The following is a 15,368-nucleotide window of genomic DNA, read 5'->3' as shown; positions in this document are numbered from 1 at the left end:
GGGGGGAGCGCCGGGTGCGCTCACCCGGAGGGGGCTGCCGGTCAGGTGCGCCAGAGGGCGTGGACCGGGTGCGGGGCGATCCGCTCCCGGCCACCCAGCCCGAGCAGCTCGACCACCACCGCGACCGAGGTCACGACCCCGCCGAGCTGCTCCACCAGGGCGATCGCCGCCTGCAGGGTGCCGCCGGTGGCCAGCACGTCGTCGACCACGAGCACCCGCTGACCGGGCCGGATCGAGTCCGTGTGCAGCTCGAGCGTGGCGGCGCCGTACTCCAGGTCGTAGGAGGCGGAGACAACCTCCCGGGGCAGCTTGCCCGCCTTGCGCACCGGGACGACGCCGGTGCCGGCGTCGAGTGCGACCGCGGCCCCCAGCAGGAAGCCACGTGCCTCGATCCCGGCGACCACGTCGAAGCCCGGCCCACCGTCGGGGCCGCTGAGCGCGGCGGCCCGCGGGTCGACCTCGGCGGGCTCGGTCAGCGCGTCGACCACCCGGCGGAACGCCACCGGGTCGGCGAAGACCGGGGTGAGGTCCCGGAAGAGCACGCCCGGCTCCGGGAAGTCGGGGATCGACACCGCGACCGCGGCGACCAGCTCGTCGATGGGCAGCTGGTCACCGGTCACCGGCGCGGTGGTCACCGTCGCTTCCTGCCGGCCGGGCGCTGCGGGCGCTGGCCGGGCCGCGGAGTCGTGCTGCCCCCGCGCACGGTGGGCTGCACCGACGCCGGCGACTCGACCTGGACGTCGGCGGCGGGCCGGTCCGGCAACGCATCCGGCCGCTCGGCGACGGCGACCGTGGCACCCCGGGCGGCGCCGCGGGCCCGCCGGGCGCTGGCCACCGGTGCATCGTCCCGCGGAGTGCCCTGCCGGGCCTCGGCGGACCGCCGGGCCAGGACCCGCCTGCGCAGTGCCTGGTTCTCCGGCTTCCGCTCCTCCAGCTCGGCCAGCACGGGCGTGGCCAGGAAGATCGAGCTGTAGGTCCCGGCAGCCAGACCGACGAAGAGCACCAGCGCCAGGTCCTTGAGCGTGCCGGCACCGAGCAGCCCCGCGCCGACGAACAGCAGGCCGGCCACCGGCAGCAGCGCGATGACCGAGGTGTTGATCGAGCGCATGAGGGTCTGGTTGACCGCCAGGCTCGCCGCCTCGCCGTAGGTGGACCGGGCGCTCTTGGTCAGGTCCTTGGTGTTCTCGTCGACCTTGTCGAACACCACGACGGTGTCGTAGAGGGAGAAGCCCAGGATGGTCAGCAGGCCGATCACCGTCGACGGCGTCACCTCGAAGCCCACGAGCGCGTAGACGCCCGCCGTCACGAGGATGTCGTGCAGCAGAGCCACGATCGCGGCGATCGCCATGGTCGGCCGGAAACGCACCGCCAGGAAGAGCACCACCGCGACCAGGAAGACCGCGAGCGCGATCAGCGCCTGGTTGGTGACGTCACCGCCCCAGTCGGCGCTGACCGACTGCGGGCTCACCTGGCTGGGGTCGACACCGGCGGCCTCGGCGACCGCGGCCACCACGGCCTCCTCGGCCTCGTTGTCCAGGGCCGCAGTACGCAGCAGGATCGAGTCGCCGCCGACCACCTGCGCGGTGGACACCTGGGCACCGGCGTCCTCGGCGGCCTGTCGGACGTCGGCCAGCTGCTCGCTGCCGGCCGGCACCCGCAGGCTGTTCCCACCGGCGAACTCGATGCCGAAGTTGAAGCCCCGGAAGACCATGGTCAGGGCGCAGAGCAGGACGACGACCGCGGTCACCCGGAACCAGAAGCGGCGCCGGGCGACCACGTCGAGCCCGACCTCGCCGTTGTAGAGCCGGTGGGCCAGCGAGCCCCGTGCCGGCGCACGGCGGCGCCCGTCGCCGGCCGCGGACAGCCCGGCGTCGGCGAGGGCGTCGTCCCCGCTGCTGTCCGCAGCGGCCTGGTCGCGCACCTTCTGCTCGTCCACCGACTCGTCGGCGTCGGTGCCCAGCGGCACCGCGGGCCCGTCGGTGACCTCGTCGGCACGGACGCCGTCACGAGCGGCGCCGTCGTCGCCGGTGGGCCCGCCCGCGGTCACCTCGTCGGCCGGGTGCTCGACCGGGTCGTGGTCGGGCAGGTCGGCTGCGCTGCGGTCGCGCGGGGTCATCGGTTGCTCCCGTTCGTGCTGCTGCTGCCCGTGCCGGCACCGACCAGTTCACGGTCGGTGCGGGCCGGGGCGGCCGGCCGGCGGCTGTGCTCGACCTGGCCCAGGCCGGAGAACCGGTTGCCGCCGAAGCTCTTGACCCGGCTGAGCACCGCCATGAGCGGGTGGGTGAAGAGGAAGACCACGATCAGGTCCAGCACCGTGGACAGGCCCAGCGTGAAGGCGAAGCCCTTCACGTCACCGATCGCCAGCCAGTAGAGGATCGCCGCGGCCAGGAAGCTGACCGCGTCCGCGGACAGGATGGTGCGCCGGGCCCGGACCCAGGCCCGCGGCGTGGCGCTGCGCAGGCTGCGTCCCTCCCGGACCTCGTCCTTGAGCCGCTCGAAGTAGACGACGAAGGAGTCGGCCGTGATGCCGATCGAGACGATGAACCCGGCGATGCCGGCCAGGCTGAGGGCGAACCCGATCTCCCGGCCCAGCAGCACCAGCGCCGCGTAGACCACGACCGCCGACAACGCGAGGCTGGCGATCATGACCAGGCCCAGCAGCCGGTAGTAGAGCAGCGCGTAGAGGAAGACCAGCGCCACGCCGATGGCGCCGGCGATCAGCCCGGCGCGCAGCTGCTCGCTGCCCAGCTCGGTGGTGATCGTCTGCGCGGTGGCCTGCTCGAAGGTCAGCGGCAAGGCGCCGTACTTCAGCTGGTTGGCCAGCTCGGTCGCCGACGCCTGGTCGAAGCTGCCGGAGATCTGCGTGGTGCCCCCGGCGATCGCCGAGTTGATCCGTGGCGCGGAGACGACCCGACCGTCCAGCGTGATCGCCACGCTGTTGCCGACGTTGGCGGTGGTGTAGTCCGCCCACGCCGTCGACCCGGCGTTGGTGAAGTCCAGGTCCACGACCCACTCGCCGGTCCCCTGCGCGGTGCCGGCGGTGGCGTCGGAGACGTCGGTGCCCTCGATCACCGCCGGGCCCAGCAGGAACTTCGCCGTCCCGTCGTCGGAGCACGCGGCGATGTAGGACTCCGGCCGGTCGACCTCGGTGGAGGTCGTGTCGCAGGTGAGGGTCGCGTACTCCGCGGCGGCCTCCTCCTGGGTGACCGCCGGGGCGTCGGCGTCGGCGACCGCCGGGTCGCTGACCGCGCCGCTGCCGGTGGCCGCCGGGGCGGTGGTCTCGGCCCCGGCGTCCGTCGGCTCGGCAGCCGTGGGCGCCGCCGAGGTGGCGGCGGGGTCGGTGACGGCCGGGTCGGTGGCCGCAGGATCCGTCGCCTCGGCGCCGTCGGTGGGCGCGGCGGACTCGGTGGCGGCCGGGGTGGCGGCCTCGGGCCCACCGAGCACCGGCCGGAACCGCAGCTGAGCGGTGGCCCCCAGCTCCCGGGCACGCTCGCCGTCGTCACCGGGGACCGAGATGACGATGTTGCTGTCGCCCTCGGTGACGACCTCGGCCTCGCTGACCCCCAGCCCGTTCACCCGCTGCTCGATGATCTGCCGGGCGAGCTCGAGGTCCTCGCGGTCGGGGGCCTGTCCGTCCGGGGTACGGGCGGTGAGCGTGACCGTCGTGCCGCCCTGGAGGTCCAGGCCCAGCTGGGGGGTGCGGGTGTCTCCGGTGAGGAACACCAGTGCGTAGAGCCCCGCGACGATCGCGAGGAAGGCGGCGAAGTAGCGCCGCGCGGGGAGCTGGCGGGCGGCCATGCGGGGTACCCGGCTCAGCGGGCGCGGTCGGAGGGGCCGCCGTCGCCGTCGACGGTGCCCTCGACGGTGCCCGAGGCGCCGGTGCTGCCCCCGGGACCGACGGTGCCGGCCGGCTGGCGGACCTCCATCACGGCCGGGCGGGCCACGGTGACCACCACGCCCGGAGCCACCTCGAGACCGATGGTGCCCTCACCGAGGGAGGCGACCGTGCCGTGGATGCCGCTGGTCAGCATCACCGGGGTGCCGACGGTCAGCGACTCCTGCAGCGCCGCCGCGTTGGCCTGCATCTTCTTCCGCTGCCGGGCGGGCAGCACGATGAGCAGGGCGAACGCCAGGACGAGCAGGATCAACGGGAAGAACTGTTCCACGACTGGTGAGCCTCTCTACCGCGACTGGTGGCGCGGTGGGTGCGGCCCGGGATCGGGCCGCTCGGGTACATCGGCGCCGGCGCACTCCGCGCGCACGGAGTGGCTCCGGGGCGAGGCGCCCCGGCCGCAGCCGGGTTGCGCGCCAGCGCGCAGGAGTCTAGGCGTCGAACAGGGTCTGTGACGAAGCCCCGTCCAGCGGCGGGTCGGCTGTGCCCCCACTGAGAGGGAGGCCGCCACGCGGCACCGGGTGCCCCAGGTGACGGAACGCCGCCTCCGTCGCCACCCGGCCGCGCGGGGTGCGGGCGAGCAGGCCGGCGCGCACCAGGAAGGGCTCGCAGACCTCCTCCACGGTGTGCGGCTCCTCCCCCACGGCCACCGCGAGGGTGGCCACACCCACCGGGCCGCCGCCGAACTTGGTCACCAGCGCGTCGAGCACCGAGCGGTCCAGCCGGTCCAGCCCGAGGTCGTCGACGTCGTAGAGCGCCAGGGCGGCCCGGGCCACCTCGAGGGTGACCCGGCCGTCGGCCCGGACCTCGGCGTAGTCGCGCACCCGGCGCAGCAGCCGGTTGGCGATCCGCGGCGTGCCGCGCGAGCGCCCGGCGATCTCCGCGGAGCCCTCCGGAGAGAGCTCGACGCCCAGCAGGTCGGCGCTGCGGGCGAGCACCCGTTGCAGCTCGGCGGGCTCGTAGAACTCCATCTGCCCGACGAAGCCGAACCGGTCGCGCAGCGGCCCGGTCAGCAGGCCGGCCCGGGTGGTGGCGCCGACCAGGGTGAAGGGGTTGATCTCCAGCGGGATCGCGGTGGCGCCCGGGCCCTTGCCGACGACGACGTCGACCCGGAAGTCCTCCATCGCCATGTAGAGGAGCTCCTCGGCGGGCCGGGCGATGCGGTGGATCTCGTCGATGAACAGCACGTCACCGGGCGCCAGGTTGGACAGCATCGCGGCCAGGTCACCCGACCGCTCGATCGCCGGACCGCTGGTGATCTTCACCGAGGTGCCCAGCTCCGAGCCGATGATCAGCGCCAGGCTGGTCTTGCCCAGCCCGGGCGGCCCGGACAGCAGCACGTGGTCCGGCGGACGGCCGCGCCGCTTGGCGCCCTCCAGCACCAGGTCCAGCTGCCGCGCCACCTTGGGCTGACCGATGAAGTCACCCAGCGAGTGCGGCCGGAGCGCGGACTCGACGACCCGTTCCTCGTCCCCGGCGCGCGGGTCGACCGCGTCGTCGGGGAACCGGCCGGGCCCGGCGTCGGCGGCGGACAGGCCCCGGTCGAACGGGCCGCTCACGACCGGCCCAGCATCTGCAGCGCCTGGCGCAGCAGCAGGGCCACCTGGACGCCGCCGTCCGCGGCCTGCGCCTCGGCCACCGGCTCGAGGGCGGCCAGCGCGGACTCGGCCTCGCGGCTGCTCCAACCCAGCCCGACCAGGGCCGAGGTGAGCTGGTCACGCCAGGGCGCCACGGGCGTCACCGCCGGCAGGCCCGGAGTCGCCGGGCCGTCCAGCGAGGTGTCGGTGGCCGTGGTGCCCAGCCGGTCACGCAGCTCCAGCACGAGGCGCTCGGCGCCCTTCTTGCCGATCCCGGGCACCTGCATCAGCGCCTTGAGGTCGCCCATCGACACGGCCCGGCGCACCTCGCGCGGCGGGTGGATGGCCAGCACCGCCTGGGCCAGCCGGGGGCCGACGCCGTTGGCGGTCTGCAGCAGCTCGAACAACTGCCGCTCGTCGTCGTCGGCGAAGCCGTAGAGGGTCAGCGAGTCCTCGCGCACCACCAGGCTGGTGGACAGCCGGGCGGGCTCCCCCACCGTCAGGCGGGCGATCGTGCCGGGCGTGCACTGCACGGACAGCCCCACACCGCCGACCTCGACGACCGCGCCGTCCGGGGACACCGCGGCCACCCGGCCGTTCACGCTGGCGATCAACGGGCCACTCCTGTCGGTCGGTTCGGGCACGCGCTGGTGCGGGCCCCGTCCATCGTGGGGCCGCTCATCGCGAGATGCCGGTCCAGCGCGGCAGGGTGGTGCTGCGCACCGGCGCGCCGATCCCGCCGGCGAGCGCCGCCACCCGCAGTCTGGCCTGCGCCGGGGCGCGCCACACGTGGCACACGGCCAGCGCGAGGGCGTCGGCGGCGTCGGCCGGCTTGGGGGCGGTCGCCAGGCCGAGCACCCGGGTGACCATGAGGGTGACCTGCTCCTTGTCGGCGCGGCCGTTGCCGGAGATCGCGGCCTTCACCTCGCTGGGCGTGTGCCAGGCGACCGGCAGGTCGGCCTGGGCCGCAGCCAGGGCTGCGACCCCGGCGGCCTGGGCGGTGCCGGTCGCCGTCCCCTTGTTGTTCTGGGTGAACACCCGCTCGATGGCAACCGCCGCGGGCCGGTGCTCCCGGAGCAGCGCGGTCACCGCGGTGTGCACCTCGAGCAGGCGCAGCTCCAGGTCCAGCTCCGGGGAGGTGCGGACCACCCCCACCCCCAGCGCGGTGGGCCGGGCACCGGGCCGGCCCTCGACCACGCCCCACCCGCACCGGGTCAGGCCCGGGTCGATGCCGAGCACCCGCATGACCACTCCCCCACCATCGCACGAACACCTGTTCGATGGAACGCTAACCGGGAGAGCCGACCGGACCCGGGCGCGACACGCCCCCGGCCACCGGCCCCCTGCGAGGGGGCCCTTCCTCAGGCGTCGATCGTCTCCAGGACCTCGTCGGAGACGTCGTAGTTGGCGTAGACGTTCTGCACGTCGTCGAGGTCCTCGAGGGCGTCGATGAGCTTGAACACCTTCGCCGCGCCCTCGGCGTCCAGCTCCACCTGCACGCTGGGCACGAAGCCCATGTCGGCGGAGTCGTACTCGATGCCGGCCTCCTGCAGCGCGGTGCGCACGGCGACCATGTCACCGGGCTCGCTGACCACCTCGAAGGTGTCGCCCAGGTCGCGGACCTCCTCGGCCCCGGCGTCGAGCACGGCCATCAGCACGTCGTCCTCGGTGTGGCCGGCGGCCGGGACGACGACGACGCCCTTGCGGGAGAACAGGTAGGACACCGAGCCCGGGTCGGCCATGGTGCCGCCGTTGCGGGTCATCGCGGTGCGCACCTCCATCGCCGACCGGTTCTTGTTGTCGGTGAGGCACTCGATGAGCACGGCCACACCGGCCGCGGCGTACCCCTCGTAGGTGATGCCCTGGTAGTCGACGCCACCGGCCTCGGCACCGGAGCCACGCTTGACCGCACGGTCGATGTTGTCGTTGGGCACCGAGCTCTTCTTCGCCTTCTGGATGGCGTCGAAGAGGGTCGGGTTGCCCGCCGGGTCACCGCCGCCGGTGCGGGCCGCCACCTCGATGTTCTTGATCAGCTTGGCGAAGAGCTTGCCGCGCTTGGCGTCGATCCCGGCCTTCTTGTGCTTGGTCGTCGCCCACTTGGAATGGCCGCTCACTTGCTCTCCTCGCTGACGCTCGTCGGCTGCGTTCGCAGCCGAGCCACTGTGCACTCTGGTGAGTTCGCACGCTCACTCACGGAGCAGCTCTCCTCCTCCACCGCCGACGCCGGCACCGGCGCCGTCCGAACTCAGGTCCCGGGCACGGGCTGCCCGCACCAGCTCCACGAACAGCGCGTGCACCCGGGGATCACCCGTGAGCTCGGGGTGGAAGCTGGTGGCCACCAGGCGACCCTGGCGCACGGCCACGATCTTACCGTCGGCGGGTCCGCCCTCGACCCGGCCGAGGACCTCGACCCCGGGCCCGGCCTCCTCGACCCAGGGTGCCCGGATGAAGACCGCGTGCACCGGGGGGCCGTCCAGCCCGGCGATCACCACCTCGGTCTCGAAGGAGTCGACCTGCCGGCCGAAGGCGTTGCGGCGCACCGTGACGTCCAGGCCACCGATGGTCTCCTGGTCGGCCGGGGCGTCCAGCACCGTGTCGGCCAGCATGATCATCCCCGCGCACGAGCCGTACACCGGCAGCCCAGCGCGCACCGCCGCCCGCAGCGGCGCCAGCATCCCGAACCGGGCGGCCAGCTTCGCCATCGTGGTCGACTCCCCGCCGGGCACGACCAGCCCGTCGACCTCGGCCAGCTCCGCCGGCCGGCGGACCGGCTGCGCACGGGCGCCGGCGGCGGTCAGGGCCGCGACGTGCTCCCGGACGTCGCCCTGCAGCGCGAGCACCCCGACGAGCGGGGCGCTCACCAGCGCCGCGCCGCTCACCAACCCCGGGTGGCGTAGCGCTCGGACTCCGGCAGCGTCGACACGTTGATGCCGACCATCGGCTCGCCCAGCCCGCGGGACACCTTGGCGATCACCTGCGGGTCGTCGAAGAAGGTGGTGGCCTGGACGATCGCCGCCGCCCGCTGCGCCGGGTCACCGGACTTGAAGATGCCAGAACCGACGAACACGCCCTGGGCGCCCAGCTGCATCATCATCGCCGCGTCGGCCGGGGTGGCGATGCCGCCGGCGGTGAACAGCACGACCGGCAGCGCACCGCGCCGGGCGACCTCGACCACCAGGTCGTGCGGGGCGCGCAGCTCCTTGGCGGCGACGAACAGCTCGGTCTCGTCCAGGGTCGACAGCCGCTTGATGTCGCCACGGATCTGACGCATGTGCCGGGTGGCCTCCACGACGTTGCCGGTGCCGGCCTCGCCCTTGGAGCGGATCATCGCCGCACCCTCGGCGATCCGGCGCAGCGCCTCGCCCAGGTCGGTCGCCCCGCAGACGAACGGCACGGTGAACGCGCTCTTGGCGATGTGGTGCGCCTCGTCGGCCGGGGTCAGCACCTCGGACTCGTCGATGTAGTCGACGCCGAGCGCCTGCAGCACCTGGGCCTCGACGAAGTGGCCGATCCGGGCCTTGGCCATGACCGGGATGGAGACCGCGCCGATGATCGACTCGATCATGTCCGGGTCGCTCATCCGGGCGATGCCACCCTGGGCACGGATGTCGGCGGGCACCCGCTCCAGCGCCATCACCGCGACGGCGCCGGCGTCCTCGGCGATCCGGGCCTGCTCCGGGGTGACGACGTCCATGATCACGCCGCCCTTGAGCTGCTCGGCCATGCCGCGCTTGACACGCTGCGTGCCGGTGCCCGGGGTGGTCTCGGTGGACTCGCTGGCGTGCTGGGTCACGGTGTGCTGCCTCGCAGGGTCGTCGGGCGCGGACGGCCCAGCGTACGGCGGCTCAGCCGGCCGGCCGCCCGCCGTACGGTCCGCGCCCGGACGCCGGGCCGGTGAGGACGGCGTCCAGCCCGTCGTCGATGTCGAAGTAGCGGGGCAGCGGACGGCGGGCGTGCAGCCGCAGCACGCGGGCCAGCCGCCCGTGCCGCAGCGCCCGGGTGTCCCGGACGGCGTCGTTGTAGAAGCGCCGGGCCAGCCCCACCCGGACGCCGGCCTCGGTCAGCTCGGCCGGCCGCGCCGCCTCGGGCACCCGCTGCAGCAGCCGGCCCACGGCGTTCTCCGCGGCCTCCCGGTCGCCGGCCGCCGGTGCACGCGCCCCGGCCGCGGCGGTCGCCAGCGCGGCGGCCAGGTCCGGCCCGAGGGCGTCGGCACCCTCCCGGGCCAGTGCCGCGGCGAGCTCGGCACGGCGCAGCAGCGCGGCGTCCAGCACGTCCCGCGCCCGCCGGACCCGGCCGGCCAGCCGCCGCAGTCGGGTCAGCGTCCACGCCGTCCAGAGCAGGAGCAGGACCGACAGGACGCCGACCGCGAGCAGCAGCCAGGCACCGGTGGTCACGACTGCTCAGGCTAGCGGCGGACCCGCCGGCGGAAGGGCCCCGACGTCCCGGGTGCACCCGGGACGTCACCCAACAGGGCGGCGTCGTCTGCGCTGGAGGCGGTGACGCCCACGCCGCCGGGTGGGGCGACCGTCTCGTACACGGCGAGGATGCGCCGGGCGATGACCGCCCAGTCGTAACCGGCGGCCACCCGGTGGCCGGCGGCGGCCAGCTCGGCTCGGCGGGCGGGGTCGGCGAGCAGGCCGCCCAGCGCGGCGGCCAGCGCGACGGCGTCGCCGCGCGGCACCAGCACACCGGCCGCGCCGTCGTCCAGCACCCGGGCGAAGGCGTCCAGGTCACTGGCGACGACCGGCGCACCGGCCGCCATCGCCTCCAGCAGGATCACCCCGAAGGACTCCCCCAGCAGGTTGGGCGCGCAGTACACGTCGACCGTGCGCAGGAAGGCGCCCTTGTCCGCCTCGCTCAGCTCACCCAGCAGCGACACGTGCGGGCGGAGGTCCTCCCCCACCAGCTGGCCGACCTCGTCCGGGTCGCCCCGGCCGGCCACCAGCAGCTGGGCGCCCGGGTGCTCCCGGACGACGGTGCGCATCGCCTGAAGCAGCACCGGCAGGCCCTTGCGCGGTTCGTCGTAGCGCCCGAGGAAGCCGATCGTGGGACCGCCCGTGCCGCGCCGGGATCCGGGCAGCGAGGGGCCCTCGGCGAAGGCCGGCACGTGCACGCCGTTCGGGATGACCACCGCGTCCCCGCCGAGGTGCTCGACCTGGACCCGCCGGGCGAAGTCGGAGACCGCGATCCGGCCGGCCACCTTCTCCAGCCAGGGCCGGGCCCACGGGCCGAGGGCGGCGAGCACCTTGGAGCGGGTGGTCGCGGCGTGGAACGTCGCGACGATCGGGCCCTCGGCGATGATGCACACCAGCAGCGACAGCGAGACCGACGCCGGCTCGTGCACGTGCACGACGTCGAAGTGCCCCTCCCGCAGCCAGCGGCGGGCCCGGGCCGCCGAGACCAGGCCGAAGGACACGCTGGCCATCGACCCGTTGTAGGGGACCGGCACCGCGCGGCCGGCCCAGGTCACGTGCTCCGCGGGCAGCGACTCCTCGTGCAGCGCGGGGGTCAGGATCTCGACGTGGTGACCCAGCCCGCGCAGGGTCTCGGCGAGGTCGCGGACGTGGTACTGGACGCCGCCGGGCACGTCCCACTGGTAGGGGCAGACCAGCCCGATCCGCATCAGCCCGTCACCGCCTGCGTCGGGTCCGCTCCGGCGGGGCGGGGCGCGGGCGCGGGGCGCCCCTCGGGGCCGACCTCGGGCCAGATCCGGCCCAGCACGTGCCAGTCCTCGGGCCGCTCGGCGATGGTCGTGGCGAAGGCGTCGGCGACCTGCTGCATGGCGGCGGTCACCCGGTCCCGGAGCCGGCCGGGACCGTCCACCGGCACCGGCGGGTGCACCACGAACCGCCAGCCGGCACCGTCGAACTGGCAGACGGCCGGCAGCAGCGTGGCCCCGGTCTGCGCGGCCAGCAGCGCCGGTCCGCCGGGCATCGTCGACATCCGGCCGAAGAACCGCACCGGCACCCCGGCACCGGAGAGGTCCCGGTCCACCAGCAGGCAGGTCGTCCCGCCGGCGGTGAGCCACTCCTTGAGCACGGTGGTGCTGGGCCGCTCGCCGCCGGTGAGCGGCAGCACCCGCATGCCGAGGCCCTCCCGGTAGGCGACGAACCGGCGGAAGAGGGACTCCGGGCGCAGCCGTTCGGCGACGGTGACGAAGGGGCCGTTCAGCCAGCGCACCAGCCACACGCCGGCGGCGTCCCAGTTGCCGCTGTGCGGCAGGGCGATCACGACGCCACGCCCCCGGGCCCGCGCCGCCTCGAGGTGCTCCCGCCCGACCATGGTCGAGTTCGCGACGACCCGGTCGGTGTCGAGCACCGGCAGCCGGAAGGCCTCCTGCCAGTAGCGGGCGTAGGACTGCATCGCCCGCCGGGTGAGCGCGTCGAGCTCGGCGTCGGTCGTGCGCCCACCGGTCACCACGTCCAGGTTCGCCCGCAGCTGTCGCACCCCACGGCCGCCCCGGTGGGCGGCGAACGCGCCCCCGCCGGCGAACAGCGCACGGGCCACCGGCTCGGGCAGCAGCCGCACCGCCCGCCAGCCGGCTGCGTAGCCGGCGTCGGTGACCCGGTCGAGGAGGGCAGCGCGGCGGCTCACGACGCGGGGCGGCCGGAGGTCTCGTCGCTGGACGACGGGGGCAGTCGCATGCCCTGCGAGCCCCGGTACACGGCGGCCACCCGCTGCCCCACGGTCACCGCGCTGCCGACGAGCAGCACCCACAGCGCGACGTGCACGGCGTACGGGATGCCGAGCCCGGTGAACCCGGTGCCCACGAGCACCAGGATCAGCCGCTCGGTGCGCTCCACGATGCCGACGTCTGCGGACAGCCCCATCCCCTCGGCGCGGGCCTTGACGTAGGAGGTGAGCACGCCGAGGACCAGGCACAGCAGGGCCAGCAGCACCAGCAGTCTGTTGTCGCCCGCCCCGGAGAACCACCAGACCAGCCCGCCGAAGATCGCCGCGTCCGCGGCCCGGTCGCCGGTGGAGTCGAGCACCGCGCCGAACACCGAACCGCCGCCGCGGGCCCTGGCCAGCGCGCCGTCGAGCATGTCCAGCAGCACGAAGACGGTGACCGCGAAGGCGCCCCAGAACAGCTCGCCGTTGCCGATCAGGAAGACGGCCGAGGCGACCGCGCCGAGCGTGCCGGTCAGCGTGACCGCGTCGGCGGTGACCCCCAGCTTGACCAGCGCACGGACGACCGGCGCCCAGAAGCGGCCGACGACGGGGCGGAGGTTGACGCCGAGCACTCAGACCCCCGTCGGGGCGGTCGGGTGACCGGCCGGCCAGGCGGCGGCCAGCAGGGCGCGGGTCTCCGCGAGCACCTGCGGCAGCACCCGGGTCAGCCCGATCACCGGCATGAAGTTGGTGTCCCCGCCCCAGCGCGGCACCGCGTGCTGGTGCAGGTGGTCGGCGATGCCGGCGCCGGCCACCGAGCCCTGGTTCATGCCCACGTTGAACCCGTGCGCGCCGCTGACCGACCGGACCACCCGCATGGCCGTCTGGGTGAACGCCCCCAGCTCGGCCACCTCGGCGGTGGTCAGGTCGGTGTAGTCGGGCACGTGCCGGTACGGGACGACCATCAGGTGGCCGGCGTTGTACGGGTAGAGGTTCAGGACGGCGAACACCGACTCCCCACGGGCCACGATCAGCCCGTCCTCGTCCGACATGGCCGGGATCAGGCAGAACGGACAGTCGTGGTCGCCGGTCGGCTTGTTCTCACCCCGGATGTAGGCCATCCGGTACGGCGTCCACAGGTGCTCGAAGCCCGACGTCGGGCCGCCGTCGTCGTTGCGCACCGGCACCCGGTACCCGGCCACACCCTCGCCCGCGTCGCCGACCTGCTCCCCGCCGGTCATCCGGCCACCAGCGGCGTCTCGGCCGTCGGGTCGGCGTTGTGCCGGCCCTCGACCCAGGCGACGACCTGGGCGACGGCGTCGGCCACCGGCACCCCGTTGCGCTGCGACCCGTCGCGGTAGCGGAAGGAGACCGCACCCGCCTCGGCGTCGGTCGCGCCGGCGATCAGCACGAACGGCACCTTCTGCTTGCTGGCGGTGCGGATCTTCTTCTGCATCCGGTCGTCGGAGTCGTCGATCTCCACCCGGATGCCGCGGGCGCGCAGCTGCAGCGCGACGTCGGTCAGGTAGGGCACCTGCTCGTCGGTGATCGGGATGCCGACGACCTGGACCGGAGCGAGCCAGGCCGGGAACGCGCCGGCGTAGTGCTCGGTCAGCACGCCGAAGAACCGCTCGATGGAGCCGAACTTCGCCGAGTGGATCATCACCGGCTGCTGCCGGGTGCCGTCGGCGGCGCTGAACTCCAGGCCGAAGCGGGCCGGCTGGTTGAAGTCGTACTGGATGGTCGACATCTGCCAGGTGCGGCCGATCGCGTCCCGCGCCTGCACGCTGATCTTCGGGCCGTAGAAGGCCGCGCCGCCCGGGTCGGGCACGAGCTCCAGGCCGGTCTCCCGGGCCGCCTCCTCGAGCACCGCGGTCGCCAGCGCCCACTCCTCGTCGGAGCCGATGAACTTCTCCGACTCCCCGCGGGTGGACAGCTCCAAGTGGTAGTCGTCCAGGCCGAAGTCGCGCAGCAGGCCCAGCACGAAGGCCAGCAGGTGCCGGATCTCCCCCGGCGCCTGCTCCGGGGTGACGTAGCTGTGCGAGTCGTCCTGGGTCAGCCCGCGCACCCGGGTCAGGCCGTGCACGACGCCGGACTTCTCGTAGCGGTACACCGAGCCGAACTCGAAGAACCGCAGCGGCAGCTCACGGTAGGACCGCCCGCGCGACCGGAAGATCAGGTTGTGCATCGGGCAGTTCATGGCCTTGAGGTAGTACTTCGAGTTCTCCAGGTCCATGGCCGGGAACATGGTGTCCTCGTAGTACGGCAGGTGCCCCGAGGTCTCGAACAGGCCGCCCTTGCTGATGTGCGGGGTGCCGACGTAGGAGAAGCCCTCCTCGATGTGCCGGCGGCGGACGTAGTCCTCCATCTCCCGCTTCACGACCCCGCCCTTGGGGTGGAAGACGACCAGGCCGGAGCCGATCTCGTCGGGGAAGCTGAACAGGTCCAGCTCCACCCCGAGCCGGCGGTGGTCCCGGCGCTCGGCCTCGGCGAGCTGCTCCAGGTACGCCTTGTGCGCGTCCTTGCTCTCCCAGGCGGTGCCGTAGACCCGCTGCAGCTGGGGGTTCTTCTCGCTGCCCCGCCAGTAGGCGGCGGCGCTGCGGGTGAGGCTGAACGCCGGGATGTTCGACGTCCGAGGCAGGTGCGGGCCGCGGCACAGGTCGGTCCAGACCCGCTCACCGGTGCGCGGGTCGAGGTTGTCGTACATGGTCAGCTGTGCGCCGCCCACCTCGACCTCGGCGCCCTCGGCCGGCTCCTCGCCGGCGCCCCCCTTGAGGCCGATCAGCTCCAGCTTGTACGGCTCGTGCGCCAGCTCGGCCCGGGCCTCGTCGTCGCCGATCTCCCGGCGGCTGAAGTTCTGCCCCTGCTTGACGATCGCCTGCATGCGCTTCTCCAGCGCCTGCAGGTCCTCGGGGGTGAACGGCCGCTCGGGGTCGAAGTCGTAGTAGAAGCCGTTCTCCACCGGCGGGCCGATGCCCAGCGAGGTGCCCGGGAACAGGTCCTGCACGGCCTGGGCCAGCACGTGCGCGGTGGAGTGCCGGATCACCGCGCGGCCGTCGGCGCTGGCGGCCGGGACCGGCTCGACCTCGGCGTCGGCGTCCGGGGTCCAGGCGAGGTCCTTGAGGTCACCGGAGGCCAGCTCACGGACGACGACCGCGCCGTCCGGGCCCTTCAGCGGCACCCCGGCGTCCTTGAGCGCCTGCAGGGCCGTCGTCCCGGCCGGCACCCGGATCGGGGTGACGACGGTGGGCGAAGGCGGGGTGGACACGAGAGCTCCCGAGGGGTCG

The 15,368-nt window shown here is 74.2% G+C and carries 16 protein-coding genes; all 16 read right to left on the bottom strand.

The window, feature by feature from the left end:
• Positions 1-41: 41 nt before the first annotated feature.
• Entirely contained in the window at positions 42-635 is a 594-nt protein-coding gene (locus tag HLA93_RS07115) for an adenine phosphoribosyltransferase (RefSeq protein ID WP_439957962.1), read from the bottom strand.
• Positions 632-2,116 carry a protein translocase subunit SecF gene (gene secF / locus HLA93_RS07110; RefSeq protein ID WP_246625841.1) on the bottom strand — a complete coding sequence of 495 codons (1,485 nt, stop codon included), beginning with the start codon at positions 2,114-2,116 and terminating at the stop codon, positions 632-634. Before secF ends, HLA93_RS07115 begins: the two co-directional genes overlap by 4 nt.
• Positions 2,113-3,798: a protein translocase subunit SecD gene (gene secD / locus HLA93_RS07105; protein WP_222193637.1), complete on the bottom strand. Its 1,686-nt coding sequence runs from the start codon at positions 3,796-3,798 to the stop codon at positions 2,113-2,115. Before secD ends, secF begins: the two co-directional genes overlap by 4 nt.
• 14 nt (positions 3,799-3,812) lie before the next feature.
• Complete coding sequence (yajC, locus tag HLA93_RS07100) at positions 3,813-4,166, bottom strand: preprotein translocase subunit YajC (RefSeq protein WP_222193636.1); 354 nt, start codon at positions 4,164-4,166, stop codon at positions 3,813-3,815.
• 157 nt (positions 4,167-4,323) lie between these two features.
• Positions 4,324-5,451 carry a Holliday junction branch migration DNA helicase RuvB gene (ruvB, locus tag HLA93_RS07095; protein ID WP_308127991.1) on the bottom strand — a complete coding sequence of 376 codons (1,128 nt, stop codon included), beginning with the start codon at positions 5,449-5,451 and terminating at the stop codon, positions 4,324-4,326.
• Positions 5,448-6,113 carry a Holliday junction branch migration protein RuvA gene (gene ruvA, locus HLA93_RS07090; RefSeq protein WP_308127990.1) on the bottom strand — a complete coding sequence of 222 codons (666 nt, stop codon included), beginning with the start codon at positions 6,111-6,113 and terminating at the stop codon, positions 5,448-5,450. Before ruvA ends, ruvB begins: the two co-directional genes overlap by 4 nt.
• 34 nt (positions 6,114-6,147) lie before the next feature.
• A complete protein-coding gene (ruvC, locus tag HLA93_RS07085; protein WP_222193635.1) occupies positions 6,148-6,714 on the bottom strand; it encodes a crossover junction endodeoxyribonuclease RuvC in 567 nt (188 codons plus the stop codon).
• 116 nt (positions 6,715-6,830) lie between these two features.
• On the bottom strand, positions 6,831-7,583 hold the full coding sequence (locus tag HLA93_RS07080; protein WP_222193634.1) for a YebC/PmpR family DNA-binding transcriptional regulator: 753 nt from the start codon (positions 7,581-7,583) through the stop codon (positions 6,831-6,833).
• 72 nt (positions 7,584-7,655) lie between these two features.
• Positions 7,656-8,348: a pyridoxal 5'-phosphate synthase glutaminase subunit PdxT gene (pdxT, locus tag HLA93_RS07075; RefSeq protein WP_308127989.1), complete on the bottom strand. Its 693-nt coding sequence runs from the start codon at positions 8,346-8,348 to the stop codon at positions 7,656-7,658.
• On the bottom strand, positions 8,345-9,262 hold the full coding sequence (pdxS, locus tag HLA93_RS07070) for a pyridoxal 5'-phosphate synthase lyase subunit PdxS (protein WP_222193633.1): 918 nt from the start codon (positions 9,260-9,262) through the stop codon (positions 8,345-8,347). Before pdxS ends, pdxT begins: the two co-directional genes overlap by 4 nt.
• Before the next feature lie 52 nt (positions 9,263-9,314).
• Positions 9,315-9,863 carry a hypothetical protein gene (locus HLA93_RS07065; RefSeq protein ID WP_222193632.1) on the bottom strand — a complete coding sequence of 183 codons (549 nt, stop codon included), beginning with the start codon at positions 9,861-9,863 and terminating at the stop codon, positions 9,315-9,317.
• Positions 9,864-9,874: 11 nt separating this feature from the next.
• Positions 9,875-11,092 (bottom strand): glycosyltransferase family 4 protein, encoded by a 1,218-nt coding sequence (locus tag HLA93_RS07060; protein WP_222193631.1) that lies wholly within the window; start codon positions 11,090-11,092, stop codon positions 9,875-9,877.
• Positions 11,092-12,063 (bottom strand): phosphatidylinositol mannoside acyltransferase, encoded by a 972-nt coding sequence (locus tag HLA93_RS07055; RefSeq protein ID WP_222193630.1) that lies wholly within the window; start codon positions 12,061-12,063, stop codon positions 11,092-11,094. The genes HLA93_RS07060 and HLA93_RS07055 overlap by 1 nt, the downstream gene beginning before the upstream one ends.
• Positions 12,060-12,713 (bottom strand): phosphatidylinositol phosphate synthase, encoded by a 654-nt coding sequence (pgsA, locus tag HLA93_RS07050; RefSeq protein WP_222193629.1) that lies wholly within the window; start codon positions 12,711-12,713, stop codon positions 12,060-12,062. The genes HLA93_RS07055 and pgsA overlap by 4 nt, the downstream gene beginning before the upstream one ends.
• Entirely contained in the window at positions 12,714-13,322 is a 609-nt protein-coding gene (locus HLA93_RS07045; RefSeq protein ID WP_222193628.1) for an HIT family protein, read from the bottom strand. It lies immediately after the preceding gene.
• Complete coding sequence (gene thrS, locus HLA93_RS07040) at positions 13,319-15,349, bottom strand: threonine--tRNA ligase (RefSeq protein WP_222193627.1); 2,031 nt, start codon at positions 15,347-15,349, stop codon at positions 13,319-13,321. The genes HLA93_RS07045 and thrS overlap by 4 nt, the downstream gene beginning before the upstream one ends.
• Positions 15,350-15,368: the final 19 nt, after the last annotated feature.

It is taken from the genome of Modestobacter italicus, from assembly GCF_019799965.1.
In the GTDB taxonomy this organism is placed as follows: domain Bacteria; phylum Actinomycetota; class Actinomycetes; order Mycobacteriales; family Geodermatophilaceae; genus Modestobacter; species Modestobacter italicus_A.
Note: the sequence above shows the minus strand (reverse complement) of the source record. Positions and strands in the feature narration are given on the sequence as shown.